Origin of the sequence: Micrococcus sp. H39-S4 (genome assembly GCF_027158145.1) — a bacterium.
Taxonomy (GTDB): Bacteria; Actinomycetota; Actinomycetes; order Actinomycetales; family Micrococcaceae; genus Micrococcus; species Micrococcus luteus.
Genome location: NZ_JAPVLT010000006.1, coordinates 79,163 through 97,998, shown reverse-complemented (window position 1 = coordinate 97,998; position 18,836 = coordinate 79,163). Strand labels below are relative to the sequence as shown.

The 18,836-nt window shown below is 73.9% G+C and carries 16 protein-coding genes; 10 read left to right on the top strand and 6 right to left on the bottom strand.

What is annotated here, in order from left to right; all coding sequences use genetic code 11:
• Positions 1–32 precede the first annotated feature (32 nt).
• On the top strand, positions 33–1,043 hold the full coding sequence (locus O3T09_RS07660; RefSeq protein WP_036316402.1) for an NADP-dependent oxidoreductase: 1,011 nt from the start codon (positions 33–35) through the stop codon (positions 1,041–1,043).
• A gap of 26 nt (positions 1,044–1,069) precedes the next feature.
• On the top strand, positions 1,070–1,876 hold the full coding sequence (locus tag O3T09_RS07655) for an alpha/beta fold hydrolase (RefSeq protein ID WP_036316503.1): 807 nt from the start codon (positions 1,070–1,072) through the stop codon (positions 1,874–1,876).
• Between the two features lie 31 nt (positions 1,877–1,907).
• Here O3T09_RS07655 and O3T09_RS07650 read toward each other — a convergent pair whose 3' ends face one another.
• Positions 1,908–2,399: a MarR family winged helix-turn-helix transcriptional regulator gene (locus O3T09_RS07650; RefSeq protein ID WP_136940154.1), complete on the bottom strand. Its 492-nt coding sequence runs from the start codon at positions 2,397–2,399 to the stop codon at positions 1,908–1,910.
• A gap of 111 nt (positions 2,400–2,510) precedes the next feature.
• On the opposite strand from O3T09_RS07650, the gene O3T09_RS07645 reads away from it, so the two are divergent.
• Both O3T09_RS07645 and O3T09_RS07640 read left to right on the top strand, forming a co-directional pair.
• Positions 2,511–2,930, top strand: coding sequence for an organic hydroperoxide resistance protein (locus tag O3T09_RS07645; RefSeq protein WP_002855232.1), 420 nt, complete (start codon positions 2,511–2,513; stop codon positions 2,928–2,930).
• Complete coding sequence (locus O3T09_RS07640; protein ID WP_102708430.1) at positions 2,930–3,355, top strand: DoxX family protein; 426 nt, start codon at positions 2,930–2,932, stop codon at positions 3,353–3,355. The genes O3T09_RS07645 and O3T09_RS07640 overlap by 1 nt, the downstream gene beginning before the upstream one ends.
• A 139-nt stretch (positions 3,356–3,494) precedes the next feature.
• Here O3T09_RS07640 and O3T09_RS07635 read toward each other — a convergent pair whose 3' ends face one another.
• Positions 3,495–5,009, bottom strand: coding sequence for an acetyl-CoA hydrolase/transferase family protein (locus O3T09_RS07635; protein ID WP_036338687.1), 1,515 nt, complete (start codon positions 5,007–5,009; stop codon positions 3,495–3,497).
• 126 nt (positions 5,010–5,135) lie between these two features.
• Here O3T09_RS07635 and O3T09_RS07630 point away from each other — a divergent pair, with 126 nt between their 5' ends.
• Entirely contained in the window at positions 5,136–6,566 is a 1,431-nt protein-coding gene (locus O3T09_RS07630) for a DUF4921 family protein (RefSeq protein ID WP_070708857.1), read from the top strand.
• A gap of 10 nt (positions 6,567–6,576) precedes the next feature.
• Entirely contained in the window at positions 6,577–8,229 is a 1,653-nt protein-coding gene (locus O3T09_RS07625) for an ABC1 kinase family protein (protein WP_129867128.1), read from the top strand.
• Positions 8,230–8,257: 28 nt separating this feature from the next.
• Here the strand turns inward: O3T09_RS07625 and O3T09_RS07620 are convergent, their stop codons facing one another.
• Positions 8,258–9,388 carry a saccharopine dehydrogenase family protein gene (locus O3T09_RS07620; RefSeq protein ID WP_269295471.1) on the bottom strand — a complete coding sequence of 377 codons (1,131 nt, stop codon included), beginning with the start codon at positions 9,386–9,388 and terminating at the stop codon, positions 8,258–8,260.
• Between the two features lie 144 nt (positions 9,389–9,532).
• Between O3T09_RS07620 and O3T09_RS07615 the strand changes: the two genes are divergently transcribed.
• Positions 9,533–10,540 carry a cation diffusion facilitator family transporter gene (locus tag O3T09_RS07615; protein ID WP_144818656.1) on the top strand — a complete coding sequence of 336 codons (1,008 nt, stop codon included), beginning with the start codon at positions 9,533–9,535 and terminating at the stop codon, positions 10,538–10,540.
• 33 nt (positions 10,541–10,573) lie between these two features.
• Positions 10,574–12,040, top strand: coding sequence for a serine hydrolase (locus O3T09_RS07610; RefSeq protein ID WP_144818658.1), 1,467 nt, complete (start codon positions 10,574–10,576; stop codon positions 12,038–12,040).
• Positions 12,041–12,064: 24 nt separating this feature from the next.
• Here O3T09_RS07610 and arfB read toward each other — a convergent pair whose 3' ends face one another.
• Both arfB and O3T09_RS07600 read right to left on the bottom strand, forming a co-directional pair.
• Positions 12,065–12,520 carry an alternative ribosome rescue aminoacyl-tRNA hydrolase ArfB gene (arfB, locus tag O3T09_RS07605; RefSeq protein WP_036338705.1) on the bottom strand — a complete coding sequence of 152 codons (456 nt, stop codon included), beginning with the start codon at positions 12,518–12,520 and terminating at the stop codon, positions 12,065–12,067.
• Positions 12,513–13,958: an MFS transporter gene (locus tag O3T09_RS07600; RefSeq protein WP_144818660.1), complete on the bottom strand. Its 1,446-nt coding sequence runs from the start codon at positions 13,956–13,958 to the stop codon at positions 12,513–12,515. The genes arfB and O3T09_RS07600 overlap by 8 nt, the downstream gene beginning before the upstream one ends.
• 238 nt (positions 13,959–14,196) lie before the next feature.
• Here O3T09_RS07600 and O3T09_RS07595 point away from each other — a divergent pair, with 238 nt between their 5' ends.
• Positions 14,197–15,447, top strand: coding sequence for a hypothetical protein (locus O3T09_RS07595; protein WP_041104976.1), 1,251 nt, complete (start codon positions 14,197–14,199; stop codon positions 15,445–15,447).
• 14 nt (positions 15,448–15,461) lie between these two features.
• Here O3T09_RS07595 and O3T09_RS07590 read toward each other — a convergent pair whose 3' ends face one another.
• Positions 15,462–17,198 carry a bifunctional 3'-5' exonuclease/DNA polymerase gene (locus O3T09_RS07590; protein WP_041104973.1) on the bottom strand — a complete coding sequence of 579 codons (1,737 nt, stop codon included), beginning with the start codon at positions 17,196–17,198 and terminating at the stop codon, positions 15,462–15,464.
• A 139-nt stretch (positions 17,199–17,337) separates the two neighbouring features.
• Between O3T09_RS07590 and O3T09_RS07585 the strand changes: the two genes are divergently transcribed.
• The gene (locus O3T09_RS07585) at positions 17,338–18,819 is read left to right on the top strand and encodes a sugar porter family MFS transporter (protein ID WP_269295470.1); all 1,482 of its coding nucleotides are present in this window, start codon (positions 17,338–17,340) and stop codon (positions 18,817–18,819) included.
• The last annotated feature ends 17 nt before the right edge of the window (positions 18,820–18,836 follow it).

Sequence of the window (18,836 nt, the reverse complement as noted above, 5' to 3'; positions counted from 1 at the left end):
GAGCCCGCCGCTTCGACCCCGAGGAGACCACCATGAGCACCCCCACCCACACGCGCGAGATCCACCTCGCCTCCCGCCCCCACGGCGCCCCGACGCCGGAGAACTTCCGCCTCACGGAGGTCGAGCTCCCCGAGCTCGCCGAGGGCCAGGTCCTCGTGCGCAACACCGTGATGTCCGTGGACCCGTACATGCGCGGCCGCATGAACGACGTCGAGTCCTACGTGCCTCCGTTCCAACTCGACGCCCCCCTCGACGGCGGCGCGGTGGGCACCGTGATCGCCTCGCGCCACGCGGACGTGCCGGAGGGCACGTCCGTGCTCCACGGCCGCGGCTGGCGCGAGCACGCCGTCCTCGACGGCGACACCGTCCAGGTCGTGGACACCTCCCAGTTCTCGGACAGCACCTACCTGGGCGTGCTGGGCATGACGGGTCTGACCGCCTACACCGGCCTCGTGCACGTGGCCGAGATGCAGGAGGGCGACGCCGTCTTCATCTCGGGCGCCGCGGGGGCCGTCGGCTCGGTCGCCGGCCAGATCGCCCGCCTGCTGGGCGCCTCGCGCGTGGTCGGCTCGGCGGGCACGCCCGAGAAGGTGGCGCGGGTGAAGGAGCTGGGCTTCGACGCCGCGTTCGACTACCACGACGGCTCGCCCACCGATCTGCTGGCCGAGGCGGCGCCGGAGGGCATCGACGTCTACTTCGACAACGTGGGCGGCGACCACCTCGAGGCCGCCATCGCCGCGATGCGGGTCGACGGCCGCGTGGCGATGTGCGGCGCGATCGCCCAGTACAACTCGACGGAGCCGCCGGCCGCCCCGCGCAACCTCGCCCTGGCGATCGGCAAGTGCCTGACCCTGCGCGGCTTCGTCCTGCAGAAGTACGCAGCGCAGGTCCGCCCCGAGTTCCTGGAGCGCGTGGGCCCGTGGGTCGCCGCCGGGAAGATCCAGTGGGACGAGACCGTCCGGGAGGGGCTGGAGAACGCACCCCAGGCGTTCATCGACCTGCTCGAGGGTGCCAACACGGGGAAGATGCTCGTCCGGCTGTGACGGGCGACGGCGCACTCGGGGGCGGCATGGACACCTTCCGGCATCAGGGCCTGACCTTCGACGTCCGCGACGGCGGGCCGGCCGAGGGGGAGGTGGTCCTGCTGCTGCACGGCTTCCCGCAGGACGCCACGTCCTGGAGGCATGTCGAACCGCTGCTGCACGCCGCGGGGCTGCGCACGCTCGCCCCGGATCAGCGCGGCTACTCCCCGGGGGCCGCTCCGCGGGCGACGGCGGCCTATCGCCTCCCGGCGCTCGTGGGGGACGCCGTCGCGCTGGCGGACGCGGCGGGGGCGCGGCGCGTCCACGTCGTCGGCCATGACTGGGGTGGCGCCGTCGCCTGGGCGCTGGCCACCGCCCACCCCGAGCGCGTCGCGTCCCTGACGGTCCTGTCCACGCCGCACCCGGCCGCCCTGGCCCGCGCCCTGCGCGGCCCGGACCAGCTGCGCCGCAGCTGGTACATCGCCGCCTTCCAGGCGCCGGCCCTCCCCGAACGAATCCTCGCCCGACGGCTGGGCTCCCTGCTGCAACGGGGGCAGGTCCCCGGGGCGGAGCACTACGCCCGCCGGTTCTCCACCCCGCAGAGCCTGCGCGGCCCGGTGAACTGGTATCGGGCGAACCCGGATCTGGTGACCACCACGAGCAGCGCGCCCGTGTCGGTCCCCACCACGTATGTGTGGGGCACCCGGGACGCGGCCCTGGGGCCGCGGGCCGCCGAGCTCACGGCGGGGCAGGCGGCGGGGGAGTACCGGTTCGTGGCGCTCGACGCGGACCACTGGCTGCCCGAGCGCGAGGCGGACGCCGTCGCCCGGGCGATCCTGGACCGGGTGCGCTGACCCGCGCTCCGCGCGGGCCGCTCCCGCCGTTTCAGCGCGGCCCGGCGGCCTCGGTGATCCGGTTCAGCAGGCCCATGAGGACCTGGCGCTCGGTGGCGTCGAGGGGGATCCGGGTGAGGGCGTCCACCGGGACCGTCCGGGCGGACGCCCGCAGCGCTCGTCCCTCGTCCGTCAGCCGGACCAGCACGCGTCGCTCGTCGTGGACGTCGCGCTCCCGCGTGACGAGCCCCATGCCGGCCAGGCGCCGCACCAGGGGTGTGATCGTCCCGTTGTCCATGCCGAGCCGGTCCCGCAGCGCGCCGACCCCCAGCGCGCCGGCGGCGTCCGATGTCGACGCCTCCGTCTCAGCCGAGGCGTCACTCTCCACCTGCCACAGGGTGAGCATCACGAGGTACTGCGGGTAGGTGAGGCCGAGGCGGGAGAGCAGGGGGCCGTAGCCGCGCGTGACGGCGCGCGCCGCCCGGTGCAGGGCGAAGCAGAGCTGGTCCTCGAGGGCGAGGCTGGGGGTCGGCGCGGCATCCATGGGAGCGATTCTAGTGGTCGCTGGGGAGCGACTTGGTTGCGCGCGACCTAACCGGGTGGCAGGCTGGAGCCGACTCGTCCCGCACGGGGCGGGCGGATGAAAGGACCTCTCATGGAGACCATCTACACCGCCGAGGCGCTCAGCACCGGCGCCGGCCGCGACGGCCATGTCCGCACCACCGACGGGCGGGTCGACCTCGACCTCGCGGTGCCCACCGAGATGGGCGGCTCCGGCCAGGGCACCAACCCCGAGCAGCTGTTCGCCGCCGGCTACGCCGCGTGCTTCCACTCGGCCCTGCAGATGGTCGCCCGTGCCTCCCGTGCCGACATCACCGACTCCTCCGTCGGCGCGCGCGTGGGCATCGGCCGCCAGGGTGAGGGCTTCGGCCTGGAGGTCACCCTCGAGGTCGTGCTGCCCAACGTCCCCGCGGACCAGGCCCGCGCCCTCATGGAGCAGGCGCATCAGGTGTGCCCCTATTCGAACGCCACCCGGGGCAACATCGACGTCGTCCTCGAGCTCGGGGAGGCGTGATGACGAAGCGCCGGCAGTCCGCCCCCCTCTCCCAGACCGCCGCCCGCCTCGGCCTCGGCGGGTTCATGACCGCCGCGGGGCTGTCCCACCTCACCGTGGCGCGCCGTGAGTTCCGCGCCCAGGTGCCCTCGTGGGTCCCGCTCCCGGCGGACCTCGTGGTGCTCGGATCCGGCGTGGCCGAGATCAGCCTCGGGGCCGCTCTGCTGGCGCTCCCCGGGCAGCGTCGCCTGACCGGCACCGCCCTGGCGGCCTTCTACACCGCGATCTACCCCGGGAACATCGGGCAGTACGCCGAGCGCAAGGACGGCTTCGGGCTGGACACGGACGGCCGCCGCCTGGCGCGGCTGTTCGGCCAGCCCGCCCTCATCGCGGCCGCCCTGTGGGCCGCGGGAATCCCCGAGCGGGAGCAGGGCGGGCGCAGCTGACGCCGTCGCCGGTCCTGCGGCCCTGGGCCGGCTCCGGGCACGTGCCCGGAGCCGGCGTGATCTCACCCCGCCGCGAGGCGCGGCCCACTGTAGGGTGCCCCGTCGCAGGTGTCCCGCAGGTGTCCGGTCCGGCGGGCCGTCAGCCTTGACGCATCGTCCCGGTCTCGAGGAAGCGCTGGTGCCAGGACAGGGACTCGCCCAACAGGTGCGGGGTGTGCAGGCCGTCCGACCCGCGCATCGCGCGGTCGAAGTAGTCCCGCAGCTGCTCCCTGTAGTCCGGGTGCGCGCACGTGTCGATGATCGTGCGGGCGCGCTGCTTGGGGGAGAGGCCGCGCAGGTCGGCCAGCCCCTGCTCGGTGACCACCACGTGCACGTCGTGCTCGGTGTGGTCCACGTGCGAGACCATCGGCACGATGCAGGAGATGTCCCCGCCCTTGGCCGTGGAGGGGGTGAGGAAGAACGAGGTGAACGCGTTGCGGGCGAAGTCGCCGGAGCCGCCGAGGCCGTTCATCATCTTCGTGCCCATCAGGTGCGTGGAGTTCACGTTGCCGTACAGGTCGGCCTCGAGCATGCCGTTCATGGCGAGGATGCCGAGGCGACGCACGAGCTCGGGGTGGTTGGAGATCTCCTGGGTGCGCAGGATCAGCTTGTCCCGATACTTCGCGGCGTTGTCGTTGAACCGTTCGGCGGCCTCGGTGGACAGGGAGAACGCGGTCGCGGACGCGGTCGCCAGGGTGCCGGAGTCCAGGGCGTCGAGCATGCCGTCCTGCACCACCTCGGTGAACGCGGACAGGCCCGTGAACCGGGACTTCACCAGCTCGGACATCACCGCGTTCGCGATGTTGCCCACGCCCGACTGCAGCGGCAGCAGTCGCTCGTCGTACCGGCCCTGGGCCACCTCGTGCTCGAAGAACTCCACGAGGTGCTGGGCGATCGCGATCGAGTCCGCGTCGGCGGGCTTGAAGGGGGAGTTGCGGTCCGGGGCGTGGGTCTCGACGACGGCCACCACCTTGGCCGGATCGCACCGCAGGTACGTCTCACCGATGCGGTCCGCGGGGTGGGTGAGCATGATCGGCGTGCGGTGCGGGGGCAGCGCGGTGCCGTAGTAGACGTCATGCAGACCCTCGAGGTCCTCGCTCTGCCACGAGTTGACCTCGAGGATCACCTGATCCGCCAGGTCGATCCAGGACTTGTTGTTGCCCACGGAGGAGCTGGGGACGAGACGGCCGTCCTCGCGGATCCCGGACACCTCGATCACCGCGGTGGTCATGGGCCCGTAGAAGCCGTTCCACACGGTCTGCGCCAGGTGGGACAGGTGTGTGTCGATGTACTCGATCGCGCCCGCGTTGATCTTGGCGCGCATCGTCGGGTCCGACTGGAACGGGGTGCGCAGCGCGACGGCGTCCGCCTCGGCCAGCGCACCGTCCATCTCCGCGGAGGTGGACGCCCCCGTGTGGAGGTTGATGCGGAACTCCTCGCCGCGCGCGTGCAGCTCCTTGGCCCGCTCGGCCAGCGCCGTCGGCACGGCCTTCGGGTAGCCGGACCCCGTGAACCCGCTCATGCCCACGGTGGTGCCGTGCTGGATGAACGCCGCCGCCTCCGCGGCGGACATCACCTTCGACCGGAGGCCGGGGTGGTGGATGCGGGACGACATGGGTGAGGCCTCCGTGCGGGTGAGACGAGTCGAGCGAGAGCGCTGTGACGTGGAACAGCGATCAGCGTACCCGCGTCACGGGTGGCCGTGGGGATGATCACGCCGGAGGACACGGGCCCGCCCTGCGTGATCGACGACGGCGAACAGGGCTCGGCCCTCCGGGCCGGCACCGCCTCGTATCCTGGCCTCGTGCACCCGTCTGTGAGCGAGCCCCTCACCCGACTGCCGGACGGCACCGTCAAGCAGCGCAACCCCTTCACCGGCACCGAGGTCTGGACCGTGCCCGGCCGCGGCCACCGCCCGCTCGGCCTCGTCCGGCCCGCCCCGCAGCCGCTCGACCCCGCCCAGCACGGCCGGCACTGCGCCTTCTGCGAGCACCGGATGCTGGAGACGCCGCCGGAGAAGTCACGCATCGTCTCCATGAGGGCCGACGACGGCGCCCCGGCCTGGCAGATCCTGCGGCACCCGGCCGCGGAGCGGCTCGAGGAGACGACCCCGGCCTTTCGCCGGGTCCCCAACCTCTTCGAGATCCTCAGCTACGACTACTGGCGTCTCAACCACGGCTATGAACTTCCCCCGGACGCGCGCCGCCGCCGTGACGAGTACCTGGCCACCGAGGCCGGCCGCGCCCACGTGCGCGCCGTCGTCGCCGCGAAGCTGCGCGCCTCCGGCCGCTCCGCCGAGGAGGCGGCGGCGATGTCCGAGGCGGAGCTGATCGGGGCGTCGGCCGCATTCTTCGGCGGCACGCACGACGTCGTGATCGCTCGGCGGCACTTCGTCGACGGGGCCGTGGACGACCACCAGCTGGCCTCCTCGGGCACCCTCACCCCGGACGAGCACCACGCGTTCCTGGCCCTGACCGCCGACGCGATGCGGGACCTCTACGCAACCACGCCCGCCGTGCGGTACGTCTCCGTGTTCCAGAACTGGCTCAAGCCCGCCGGCGCCTCCTTCGACCACCTGCACAAGCAGCTCGTGGCCATCGACGAGGTCGGCGCGCAGAACGTCGCCGCCCTGGACCGGCTGCGGGAGGACCCGCAGGTGTTCAACCACGCCGCGCTGGACGTGGCCGTGGCGCACGACCTCGTGATCGCCGCGAACGAGCACGCCGTGATGTTCGCCGGCTTCGGTCACCGGTATCCGACGGTCGAGGTCTACTCCACGAGCCCGGTGGGGCAGCCGTGGCGGCAGACCGCGGCCGAGCTGCGCGCCGTCTCCGACCTGCTGCACGCCGCCCACGCGGCCACCGGGCCCGATGTCCCCTCCAACGAGGAATGGCACACCCGCCCGCCCGGCGTCGCCTCCCCGATGCCCTGGCGCGTGATGCTCAAGTGGCGCGTCTCCACCCTCGCCGGCTTCGAGGGCGCCACCAAGATCAACGTCAACACGATCAGCCCGTGGGACGTGCGGGACCGGGTGCTGGCGCGGCTGCGGGAGCTGCGGGCGGCGGGCGCGCTCGCGGACGGGATGCGGATCGGGGCCGACGCGCGGGTCCGGCCGGGCGCCCTGCGGTACGCCGACGGAGCGGCGAGACTCACCCCTCCGCGCGGTCGGTAGCGTGGGCGTCATGGCCCTCCACCTGCAGCGCTACCGCGAGATCGCCCACGTCATGGCCCGCAACGGCCTCAGGGCCACGGCCGTGCAGGCCGGGCTCTCCCGGTGGCTGCCCCTCGAGGAGGGGGAGCCGCACCTGGGCATCGACGCCGAGGCCCGCCCCGAGCTGTTCGTGCGCACGTTCGAGGAGCTGGGCGTCACCTTCGTGAAGCTCGGGCAGCTGATCTCGGCGCGCCCGGACCTGTTCCCCGAGGCCTACTGCGCGGCGTTCGCCCGCCTCACGGACAGCACGACGGCGGTGCCCTTCGAGGCCGTCGCCCGGACGGTCGAGGAGGACCTCGGCGCCGACGTCGACACCCTGTTCGCCTGGTTCGACCGGGCGCCCCTGGCCACCGCCTCCATCGGTCAGGCCCACCGCGCGCGCCTGCATGACGGGCGCGCCGTCGTCGTGAAGGTCCGCAAGCCCGGTGTGGTGGAGCAGGTCCAGGCGGACCTGGAGATCCTGCGGACGCTGGCGGCCACGTGGTCGCGGGCCTCACGGACCTTCGCCGACCTGGACGTGCCGGCCATGGTGGACGAGTTCGACCGCTCGCTGCGCGCCGAGCTCGACTACGTGGTGGAGGCGCGGGCCTGCGAGGAGATCGCCGCCGGCTTCCGGGACACCCCGGGCGTGCGGTTCCCGTGGATCGAGTGGGACCTGACCACCTCGCGCGTGCTGACCATGCAGGAGCTCTCCGGGCTGCGCGTGGACGACCTGGCCGGACTCGACGCCGCCGGCATCGACCGGGAGGAGCTGGCGTACCGGGCCGCCGACGTGCTGCTGGCCATGGTGTTCGAGCACGGCGTGTTCCATGCGGACCCGCACCCGGGCAACCTGTTCATCGAGCCGGACGGGACCGTCGGGTTCATCGACTTCGGCTCCGTGGGGCGGATCTCCCCGTCCCTTCGACGCCGGTTCGCGGGCCTGGCCATGGCGCTGGCCCGGCAGGACACCGACGGGCTGGTGCGGGCCCTGCTGGACATCGCCCCGCCGCGCGGCCCGGTGGACCGCCGTCGGCTCCGGCTGGAGGTGGCCCGGATCGTCGGCCGCCTCGAGGGGCGCGAGCTCGAGGACATCCGCGTGGCGCAGCTGATCTCGGAGATCTTCGCCCTCGTGCGGCGCCACCGGCTGTCCCTGCCGCCCGAGCTCGTGCAGCTGCTGCGGATGCTGATCATCGTGGACGGCATCGGCCGCCGCCTGCACCCGGGCTTCGACTACACCCGCGTGCTCGACCCCTTCGCCATGCGCCTCGTGGGGGAGCACCTCGACCCCCGGCGGGTGGCGGGCCGGATCGGCCGGGCCACGATCGCGGCGGCCGAGCTCGGCATCGACCTGCCGGAGTACGCCCGCAAGGTGATGGAACGCATCGACGACGGCGGGATCGACGTCACCGTCCGCGCGAGCGAGCTCGAGCCGCTCGTGACGCGCCTCGAGCGGACGGGCGACCGGGTGGTGGCCGCCATGGTGGTGGCCGCGATGATCACCGGCGGCACGAACGTGCTCGTGGCGTACAAGGACCGGTTGGGCCGCTTCGCCGGGCCGGTGGTGGCCGCCGGCGGCGCCGCCCTGACCGGGGGCAGCGCCTATCTGGCCTGGATCAGCCGCCCCCGCCGCCGTCCCCGCTGAGGGCCGCGGGCGGGGTCAGCCGTCGGGATCATGCCCGCACCAGGCCGGCCGCGGCGCAGGCCGTCTCGAAGTCGTCGAGGCCGAACGCCTGGATCGGGCTGACGACGCCGGCCTCGCGGGCCCGGCCTGCGGCGAGCTGCCGGGCGCCCCAGGCCATGAGGTCCCCGGTCAACGTGTAGGCGTTGGGGCCGCGCAGGTCCACGTCCGCCGCGATGCGGCCGGCCGCGTCGCGCGCGATCGCCCCGACTCGGGAGCCCGTGCGGGCCCGGTCTGCGGCGTCGGGGCCACCCGGGTCCCCGGCCAGGGGCCGCAGCAGGGCCTGCACGCCGCGGGCGACGCCGGGGAGCCACCCCACCGCGCCGAGGGCGGCGGCACCGATCTGCGTGGGCAGGGCCGGGAACCAGCCGTTGAAGACCTCGACCTCGTCCAGGCCGGGCTGCATCCGCGGCAGGAACAGGGACTCCGTGCCGCCGAACAGCACGCCGCGCCGGTCCTGCCCGTCGACCCGGAAGACCGCCGACCGGCTGGCCAGGCCCGTGGTCGCCAGCCGCCCGCCGCGCCACGTGATGGCTCGCTCGGTGAGGGCGTCCACCATCGTCTGCCGCGTCCCGTGGCTGAGGTCGACGCGGGGGTCCAGCTCGCCGTCGGCGAAGTAGCCGATCTGCAGGGACCGTGCGCGTCCATCGGCCTCCGCCAGCGCGAGCCCGCCCGCGAGCATGCCCGGCGCGTAGTCGAAGCCGAGGGCGGGCAGCAGGGTGGCGCCCGTGCGTCGGGCGGTGGGGTCCAGGCCCGCCTTGAGGTCCTTCACGAAGCCGACCTCACCGGTCGAGTCCACGTAGTGCGCGCCCCGCTCCGCGGCGGCGCGGGCGACCGGTCGGCCGTAGCGTTCGAAGGGGCCGACCGTGGAGACCAGCACATCGCCCTCCGTGACCAGGGCCCTCAGCGAGGCGGGGTCCCCGGCGTCGGCGACGGCGACCTCCAGCCCGTCGTGCCGCTTCGCCGCGTGCTGGAGCGAGTCCCGGTTCCGGCCCGCCAGCACGGGCCGTGCACCCTGGGCCAGGAGGGCGTCCACGACGAGGGATCCGGCGTAGCCCGTCGCGCCGAGCACGATGATGCGGGGGGCGTCGGGGCGGTCGAGGTGCAGGGGAGAATCCGTCATGGGCCCCACGCTAGGCCGCGCACGCGGAGACCTCACGGGCTCGGCGGCGCCGATCCGCGTGGACCCCATCTCGCGCTCCTGGACCGGCGGAACCGGACACGGCGAGCCTGGTCCGGGACCCGCCTGCAGGAGCAGACTCGGAGGATGACCCGCACTCCGCCCGCCGTCGCCCCGCCCGCTCATTCCGCCTCGCCCGCCGACGAGTCCGGCGGCGAGAGCCTGCTGACCGTCCTGATCGCGCTCGGCGTGAACGCGGTGATCGCCGTCGTGAAGTCGATCGTGGGCGCGGTCACCGGCTCAGCCGCGATGGTGGCCGAGGCCGCACACTCCTGGGCCGACGCCGGCAATGAGGTCTTCCTGCTGCTGGCGGAGCGTCGGGCCGGCCGAGCCTCCGACGCGCGGCACCCGCTGGGCTACGGGCGGGCGGCCTACGTGTGGTCGATGGTCGCGGCCTTCGGCCTGTTCGCGGTGGGCTCGGCGGTCTCGGTCTGGCACGGGATCACGGCCTGGTCCGCCCCCGAGGAGGAGGCGGAGTACACGATCGCGTACATCGTGCTCGCCGTCGCGTTCGTGCTCGAGTGCGTCTCCTTCCTGAACGCGCATCGGCGCGTCCGCCGCGACGCGGAGCGGCGGCACATCAGCGATGCCATGTTCCTGCGCCAGACCTCGGACCCCACCCTGCGCGCCGTGTGGGTGGAGGACGCCTCGGCCCTGATCGGCCTGGTCATCGCGGCGGCCGCCCTCGCCCTGCACCAGCTCACCGGGGACCCCCGGTGGGACGCCGCCGGCTCGATCCTCGTGGGCGTGCTGCTCGGGGTCGTCGCGATCTTCCTGCTCTCGCGGAACATGGCGTTCCTCGTCGGCGAGGTCGCCGACCCGGTGGTCCGGACCCGGGTGCTGCGCTGGCTGCTGGAGCGGCCCGAGGTGCTCTCCGTGAGCTACCTGCACCTCGAGTACGTCGGTCCGGAGAAGCTCTTCGTCGTCGGGGCCGTGGACCTGGCCGGGGACGAGCGGGAGAGCGAGGCCGCGGTCCTGCTCCAGCGCGTGGAGGACGCCCTCCTCGAGCACCCGCGCGTGGCCGCCGTCGTGCTCTCCCTGTCCAACCCCGCCCACGCGCCCCTGGACCCGGAATCGCAGAACGCCCGCGCCTGAGCCCGCGCGGCCGGCATCGTACAGTGGCCTCTCGTGACCCAGACCACCCCCGCCCCGCCGCCCGCTCCGTCCCTCGACCGCCTCCGGGAGGCGGCCCCGTACCTGTCCCGGTGGCTGGCCACCCAGGTGGAGACGCGGCACGTGCCCGGCGCCCAGGTGGCCGTGCGGCTCGGCGACGAGCTGGTGCTCTCCGCCGCGTTCGGGGTGGCCGACGAGGCCACCGGGGCGGAGCTGACCACCGGCCACCTGTTCCGCGTGGCCAGCCATTCCAAGACCTTCACGGCCGTCGCCGTGCTGCGCCTGGTCGCCGCCGGTCGTCTGCGCCTGGACGACACCGTGGCCGAACGACTGCCCGACTGTGCCGACACCCCGCTGGCCCGGGTCACCGTCCGCGAGCTGCTCTCGCACACCTCCGGCGCCATCCGCGACGGGGTGGACGCGGACCACTGGCAGCTCGACGGCCCCTTCCCGGACGCCGACGCCCTGCGCGCGATCGTCCGGGACCACGGCGCCACCTACGCCCCGCAGGAGCGCTTCAAGTATTCGAACATCGGGTACGGCCTGCTCGGGGCGATCATCGAGGCAGTCACGGGCCGCGGCTACGCCGAGCACGTCACGGAGGACATCCTCGTCCCGCTCGGCCTCACCGACACCCGCCCCGAGATCGACGACGACGCGGCGGGCCGGGCCGTCGTCGGCCACACCCGGGCCCACGGCCGTGGGCGTCGGGTGACCGTGGCACCGACCGCCACCGGCGCGCTGGCCGCGGCCACCGGCTTCGTCTCCACGGCGGAGGAGCTCAGCCGCTTCTTCTCCGCTCTCGCCCTGGACCGGCGCGAGCTGCTGGACGAGCACGCGCTGCGCCTGATGCACCGGGCCGAGGCCTCCTTCCCGCGGGGGGCCGGGACCGGCACCTACGGGCTCGGCCTGATCGGGATCAGCGTGGGCGGACGACGGCTCGTGGGCCACTCCGGCGGCTTCCCCGGGCAGATCACCCGGACCCTGATGGACCCGGCGACCGGTCTGACCGTCAGCGTGCTCACCAACGCCGTGGACGGTCCGGCGGACGCGCTCGCGGTGGGCCTCGTCGAGCTCATCGACCTGCTCGCCCAGGACGCCGCCGACGGGCAGGCGCTGCCCGCCGGTGTCACGACCGACGACCTCGACCGGCTGACCGGCCGCTACGTCTCCCTGTGGGGCGAGACGGACGTGGTTCGCGCCGGTGAGCGCCTCGTGCTGATCGACCCCGGCACGCCCGGCCCCCGCGACAGGATGCACGAGCTTCGAGCGCTGGACGCCACCACGTTCCTGCCCGAGGACGAGGACGGCTTCGGCGCGTCGGGGGAGCGCATCCCGTTCGACCTCGGCGACGACGGCCGGGTGGTGAGGATGCGCGTGTCCGGGGTGAGCAGCTGGCCCGAAGAGGACTACCTCGCCCGGCGTGGCGACGCGTGGGGTCACCGCTCGGCCGCCGGCCGTGGGGTGACCGGGCGGGACTGAGCCGCCGCCTGCGGGCGGGCGGCCTCAGTCGAGACCGGGGCGGCGGCGCGTGCGCTTCACCTCGGAGCGACGGTGTTTGGCCTCCAGGCGGCGCCGCCGAGAGCCGCGCGTCGGCTTGGTAGCCCGCCGCGGCGTCGGCGGGGCCAGGGCCTCGCGCAGCAGCGCCGCGAGCCGCTCGCGGGCGGCCACCCGGTTGCGCCGCTGGGCCCGGTGCTCCGCCACGCTGACGGTGAGCACCGTGCCGGCCAGCCGGGGCGCCAGCCGTGCGAGGACGCGGGCGCGCTGGACGTCGTCGAGGGCGGAGGTGGCCGCCAGGTCCAGACTGAGCTGGACCCGCGAGTCCGCCGTGTTCACGCCTTGACCGCCCGGGCCGGAGGCGTGGGAGAAGCGCTCGACGAGTTCGCCCGCGGGGATGACCAGCCCGCGGGGTGCGCCGGGGCCGGGGGTGACGCGCACGTCGCCGGGGCGGGGCTCAGCCACGGGGCGCCGCCGTCCGTGGTCCGCGCAGGTCCGCGAGTGCGACGAGGAGCGCGAGCGCCATGCACCCCGCCACCAGGGTGAAGGCGGCCATGAACGCCCCGTCCCAGTCGGCACCGGAGGCGACGCCCAGGAACACCCCCACGATCACGGCGGTGCCGACGGCCGTGCCGACGCGCTGGCCGGTCTGCAGGACGCCGCCGGCCGTGCCGGAGTGCCGCGGCGGGACCTCGGCCAGGCTGAGGGTCTGGTTGGGGGAGACCACCAGCCCCTGCCCGGCACCCAAGATGGCGAGGGTGAGCAGCAGCCACCATGGACTCAGGCCGAACTCCCGGTTGGCCCACGCCACCCCGATGGAGCCCACGACGGCGAGCAGCGCCAGCGCGATGCCGAGGACGACGATCTTCCGGCCCGTGCGCAGCACCACGCGACCGGCCACGGTGGACATCACGCTCGACATGACCGCCGAGGGAAGGCCGATGAGTGCGGCGTGCAGCGCCGGGTAGCCCAGCCCGTTCTGCATGAACATGGCGATCACCACGAACATGCTGGTCGAGCCGGTGAAGTAGATGGCGATCAGCAGGGCGCCGCACGCGAAGCTGCGGGTCTGGAACAGGCGCAGGTCCACCATCGGGGCGCGGCCCCGTCGGGCGTAGCGGGCCTCCCAGCGTGTCCAGAGGGCGGCCAGGCCGATGCCGACGGGCACGAGCACGAACCGCCACGGCCCGAGCTCACGGTCCAGGAACGGGAGCATGACGGCCACGAGGGCGCCGGCCAGCAGGACGACGCCGACCGGGTCCAGGTCCGGGCGCCGCGCCCGCTCGGGGGCGGTGCGCGGCAGCCACTGGCGGGCCACGACGAGGGCGCCGAGGGCGATCGGCACGTTCACCAGGAAGGTCGCGCGCCAGCCGAGGTCGCCGCCGAGCCACGCGATGAGCCCGCCGCTGAGCAGCGGCCCCACCGCCACGGACACCCCGACGACGGCGCCGAGCGCCCCGAACGCCCGGGCGCGGGAGGCGCCGGAGAACTCGCCCTGGATGAAGCCGGTGACCTGCGGATTGAGCAGGCCCGCGCCCACGCCCATGACCAGGCGCGCGAGCACGAGCAGGACGCCCGTGGGCGCCAGGCCGGACAGGAGCGCACCGAGCGCGAACACGCCGAGGCCCACCATGAACAGCCGGCGTCGTCCGAAGAGGTCACCCGCCCGGCCCGCCGGCACGAGCACCATGCCGAACACGAGGGTGTAGCCGGAGATGGCCCACTGCAGCTCCGCGTCACTGGCGTCCAGGCCCCGCTGCAGGGCGGGCAGGGCCACGTTGATGCTGGACACGGCCAGCAGGGACATGAAGATCGGGATGAGGAGCACCGCGAGGATGCGCTGCTGGTGCGGGGTGAAGACCGAGGACGCGGCGTCGTCGGACGGACGCGGGGCGACGGGCATGCGGTCTCCTTCTCGGGGGTGTCTCGGGCGCTCTCCAGGATCGGCCCTCGTCCCGCATCGTGCCAGGTCCCAGGGTCCTCGGCCCGGTGCGGCGCACGGAGGCCATGACCGCGGTCGACGCCCTGCCGCCCCGTCCCGCCGGCGTCGGGTGCGGGACAGAGGCACCTCGGGTCCCCGGTGGTGGAGAAGGCGAACTGAGGGGGCCCGGAACTGCTCCGTCAGGCCGTAGTCTTCACGCATGAGCGAGACGCACGACGAGATGCAGGTGTTCGCGGCAGACCAGGGCCTGCTGGTCTGGGGCCCGTCCCGGGCCCTCGATCTGCTGGACCAGGCCGAGGACGTGCGGGCCAAGGTGGTCACGCCGTCGCTCGTGGCCAAGCTGAGCACGCTGGTGCAGGGGATCTCCCAGGCGCAGCTGGAGGGGGCACGCTATCTCCGGCTGGACGACAAGTCCTACGAGACGGTCAAAGCCCTGGGCGTGAAGAACCTGAGTTCGGGGGTGCTGCGGCGCAAGGACGTCGCCGGCGGCTCCGGAGGCCAGATCGTGAAGCACCTCTCGTTCACGGCGACCCCGCTGGCCAACCCCGCGGCCGTGGCCGCGCTGGCGGCAGCCAACACCCAGCTGCAGATCATGGCCGCGCTCGATGACATCCAGGACTATCTGGCCGTCATCGACGAGAAGCTCGATCGCCTCCTGAAGCAGCGCAAGCTCGAGATCGCCGGTCAGCTGGGCGGCATCGTCTTCGCGATCGAAGAGGCCGAGGCCGTCCACGGATCGACCGGACGGGTCTCCGCCGTCACTTGGTCCAAGGTTCAGCAGAACTCGCTGCTGCTGCAGCAGGTGCAGGCAGAAGCCGTCTCGCAGCTGGCCGCCGTCGCGGACCGCGTCATCGCGTCCAAGGCAGACGTGGACAAGCTGGCCAAGGTCGTCGGCGCGGCCGAGGAGGACGTCCAGTTCTGGCTCGGCATGCTCGCCCGCTCGATGGCCGTCCAGGACCGACAGCAGCTGCTCGAGCTGGCGCGTGTGGAGGAGGACGAACCCGAGCTGCTGGCCGAGCACCGCGAGGGCCTCGTGGCCGCGCGGGTGCACCGCACCGCGCGGATCGCTGAGGCACTCCGGCGGATCAACGAGTCCCTCGTCGAGGCAGGAACCCTGAAGAACCTCGGTTACGTCGCCAACCCGATCAGCTCGCGCCGCGTCACCCGGGGGTCGAATGCCGTGACCGATCAGGTGGTCGAGTTCGTGACGCACACGGACATCGAGCTCGACGCCCTCGGGCGCGTCGCCGGGAAGCGGTGGTTGGAGGCCGCGCAGGGGTTCGCGGGTGAGGTGAAGACGGCTGTCGAGACCAACGCCGTGGACGCCAAGCAGGGCGCCAGCCGATTGGGTCGGACCCTGCAGGCCAAGCGCGAGGAGCGCATGCTCGCCAAGGCCGAGGAGATCCGAGCCCGGCGGGCGGAGATTGAGCCAGCCGACGACGGCGCCTGACCCCCCAACGCCCCTCACTTCGCGTCCGCGTACGACCCCACGCTGGAGACGGTGAGCGGGAAGTCCACGGGGGCGGGACCGAACAGCAGGCGGCCGGCGGCGCTCGCGGACTCCGCCACGACCGTCCGCACGGCCTCGGCCTCCGCGGCCGGGCCGTGCAGGACGACCTCGTCGTGGACGAAGAACACGAGTTCCGTGCGCATGCCGGCCGACCGCAGTCGACGGCGGATCTCGCCCATCCAGCACAGCGCCCACTCGGCCGCGGTGCCCTGCACCACGAAGTTCCGGGTGAAGCGGCCCTGGGAGCGCCGCCGTCGCCGGGCCGCGGACTCGGCGGCCTGGGTGCCGACGTCGGACACGGACTCCTGCCACTTCCGCCCCGGTGCGGGGGACCAGCGGCCCAGCCACGTGGACACCTGGCCGCCGCCCTCGCCGACGGTGGCCGCCCGCTCGAGCAGGCCGATCGCTCGGGGGTAGAGCCGGCGCAGGTGCGGCATGAGCGCCGCGGAGTCGCCCGTCGTCGAGCCGTACATCGCACCCAGCAGGGCGATCTTCGCGCGCCCGCGGTCGGCCAGCGCGGTGCCGGCCGCCCGGCCCTGCTCCGCGACCTCCCGGTACAGGTCGGGCGTGGTCCCGGCACGGGCCAGCGCCTCGTCGGCGGCCATCGCGGCGAGGATGCGCGGCTCCACCTGGGAGGCGTCGGCCACGGTCAGCGTCCACCCGGGGTCTGCGCGGACGGCGTCGCGTACCCCGGCTGGGATCTGCATGGCCCCACCGCCGTGGGCGGCCCACCGCCCGGTCACCACGCCGCCGACCAGGTAGGCGGCGTGGAACCGGCCGTCGTCGCCGATCCACTGGTCCAGCCAGTGCCAGCCATTGGCCGTCCACAGCCGGGCCAGGGCCTTGTACTCCAGCAGCGGCGCGAGCAGCGCGGCCCGCGCCTCGCGTTCCGCGCCGCCGGCGTCGATCCAGTGCTTCAGGTCCCACTGCCGCGTGGACTCCACGGCCACGCCTGCCGTCTGCAGCGCCCGCAGCAGGCTGGGCTGCGAGTCGGGGCTCAGCCCGGGGGAGCCCAGGACGTCGGCGATGCGTTCGGCCAGGGCCTGCAGGCGGGCGGGACGCTCGCCCTGTGCAGGCCGGGGGCCGAGCTGCTCGGTGAGGAGCGCCTCGTGCACGCCCCTGTCCCACGGCAGACCCGCCGCCCGGATCTCCGCGGCCACGAGTGCGCCCTGCGACTCCGCCGCCGCGAGCAGCCGCAGCCGGTGCGGGTGGGCCGAGCCCTCGACGGCGGCCCGCTGCGCGGCCAGCTCGGCCGCGAGCACGGTGACGTCCGGAGCAGGGCCGGTCTCGTCCGGCAGGTCGAAGAAGGACTCCTGACCGGCGGGCACCCGCGCGGGGCGCTCGGGCTCCGTGGGGTCGGCGACCTCGAGCTGCGCCACGGGCGTGTAACGCACCCCGCTGCCCGGCGCCGTCGCCGCGTGCCGCAGGATCCGCTGGACGAGGGCCAAATCCCAGCACCGATCCACCCGCACTCCCGCCGCCAGCCAGGCGGCGTACTCCGTCCCGACGTCGGCGAGCACCCAGCGGACCGTGCTCGGGTCCACGCCCAGGCGGGCGGGCAGACCGGCCACGAGCCCGGCCACGGACCCGGCGGGGCAGGATCCCAGGGGAGTGGCGTCGTCCCCGTCCACGGCCCACCAGGCGCCGGGGCTGCCGACGGAGGCGGGGGCGGGGCCCAGGACGACGAACATGGTCCTCATTCTGCCCCGCCGCCTCACCGTGGGCGGGGCGAGGGGCTGTGCGACTTGCACGCTCGCCGAGCGAAGAACACACTGTGCGGACGCACCGGCGCGCAGCGGGCCGTCGGGCGCCACCCAGAGAGGACCCACCATGACAGCGACCCGGTCCGGCGGCGCCGCGACGTCTCGCCTCAACGCCAAGGTGGTCGGCATCTCGGTCGCCGCCGCGCTCGGCGGTTTCCTGTTCGGCTTCGACACCTCTGTCATCAACGGCGCCGTGGACGCCCTCGCCGGGGAGTTCGGCCTCGGCGCCGGTCTCACGGGTTTCGCCGTCTCCTCGGCGCTGATCGGCTGCGCACTCGGCGCCTGGTTCGCCGGGCCGATCGCCAACCGCCGCGGCCGCGTGCCCGTGATGGTGATCGCCGCGATGCTGTTCCTGGTCTCTGCCATCGGCTCGGGTCTGGCGTTCGGCGTGGTCGACCTGATCGTCTGGCGCATGGTCGGCGGCCTGGGCGTGGGCGCCGCGTCCGTGATCGCTCCGGCGTACATCGCGGAGGTCAGCCCGGCCCATGTGCGCGGTCGCCTCGGCTCGCTCCAGCAGCTGGCGATCGTCCTCGGCATCTTCGCCGCGCTCCTCACGGACGCGCTCTTCGCGACGATGGCCGGGGGAGCGGCGCAGCCGTTCTGGCTCGGCGTCGACGCCTGGCGCTGGATGTTCCTGGCCGAGGCCGTCCCGGCGGTGCTGTACGGCCTGTTCGCCCTGAAGCTGCCGGAGTCCCCGCGCTACCTGGTCGCCCGCGGCCGCACGGACGAGGCGGCCGAGGTCCTGCACGAGTTCACCGGTGTGGACCGGGTGAACCTGATGATCGAGGACATCCGGCGCTCGCTGGACTCGGAGCGCCGCGAGTCGCTGGCGGACCTGCGCGGACCGTCGGCGGGCCTGCAGCCGATCGTGTGGATCGGCATCCTGCTCTCCGTCTTCCAGCAGGCCGTGGGCATCAACGTGATCTTCTACTACTCCACCACCCTGTGGCGTTCGGTGGGCTTCGGGGAGTCGGACGCCCTCACGGTCACCGTGATCACCTCGGTCACGAACATCGCCGTCACCCTCATCGCGATCGCCCTGGTGGACCGCGTCGGCCGTCGCCCCATGCTGATCGCCGGCTCCGCCGGCATGACGGTCAGCCTCGGCCTGATGGCACTGGCCTTCTCCTTCGCGCAGACCGGCGGCGCCGAGTCCGTCTCCCTGCCGCAGCCGTGGTCCACGGTGGCGCTGGTGGCCGCGAACGCCTTCGTGGTGTTCTTCGGCGCCACCTGGGGTCCGCTGGTCTGGGTGCTGCTGGGCGAGATGTTCCCGAACCGCATCCGCGCCGGCGCGCTCGCCGTGGCCGCCGCCGCGCAGTGGGCGGCGAACTTCACCGTCTCCACCACGTTCCCGTGGTTGGCGGACATCGGCCTGACCCTCGCCTACGGTCTGTACGCGGTCATGGCGGCGCTGTCCCTGGCCTTCGTGGCGGCCTTCGTCCCCGAGACCAAGGGCAAGACGCTCGAGGAGATGAGCGACGTCGTCGTGCGTTCCCCGGGGCAGCGGCGCGCGGTGCGCGCCGAGGCCGAGCGGGGCCTGCGCGGCTGACACCGCCCGTCCCGACG

Coding starts and splice junctions, on each gene's coding strand:
- O3T09_RS07660 (WP_036316402.1), top strand. CDS start 33: ATGAGCACCCCCACCCACACGCGCGAGATCCACCTCGCCTCCCGCCCC.
- O3T09_RS07655 (WP_036316503.1), top strand. CDS start 1,070: ATGGACACCTTCCGGCATCAGGGCCTGACCTTCGACGTCCGCGACGGC.
- O3T09_RS07650 (WP_136940154.1), bottom strand. CDS start 2,399: ATGGATGCCGCGCCGACCCCCAGCCTCGCCCTCGAGGACCAGCTCTGC.
- O3T09_RS07645 (WP_002855232.1), top strand. CDS start 2,511: ATGGAGACCATCTACACCGCCGAGGCGCTCAGCACCGGCGCCGGCCGC.
- O3T09_RS07640 (WP_102708430.1), top strand. CDS start 2,930: ATGACGAAGCGCCGGCAGTCCGCCCCCCTCTCCCAGACCGCCGCCCGC.
- O3T09_RS07635 (WP_036338687.1), bottom strand. CDS start 5,009: ATGTCGTCCCGCATCCACCACCCCGGCCTCCGGTCGAAGGTGATGTCC.
- O3T09_RS07625 (WP_129867128.1), top strand. CDS start 6,577: ATGGCCCTCCACCTGCAGCGCTACCGCGAGATCGCCCACGTCATGGCC.
- O3T09_RS07620 (WP_269295471.1), bottom strand. CDS start 9,388: ATGACGGATTCTCCCCTGCACCTCGACCGCCCCGACGCCCCCCGCATC.
- O3T09_RS07615 (WP_144818656.1), top strand. CDS start 9,533: ATGACCCGCACTCCGCCCGCCGTCGCCCCGCCCGCTCATTCCGCCTCG.
- O3T09_RS07600 (WP_144818660.1), bottom strand. CDS start 13,958: ATGCCCGTCGCCCCGCGTCCGTCCGACGACGCCGCGTCCTCGGTCTTC.
- O3T09_RS07595 (WP_041104976.1), top strand. CDS start 14,197: ATGAGCGAGACGCACGACGAGATGCAGGTGTTCGCGGCAGACCAGGGC.
- O3T09_RS07590 (WP_041104973.1), bottom strand. CDS start 17,198: ATGTTCGTCGTCCTGGGCCCCGCCCCCGCCTCCGTCGGCAGCCCCGGC.
- O3T09_RS07585 (WP_269295470.1), top strand. CDS start 17,338: ATGACAGCGACCCGGTCCGGCGGCGCCGCGACGTCTCGCCTCAACGCC.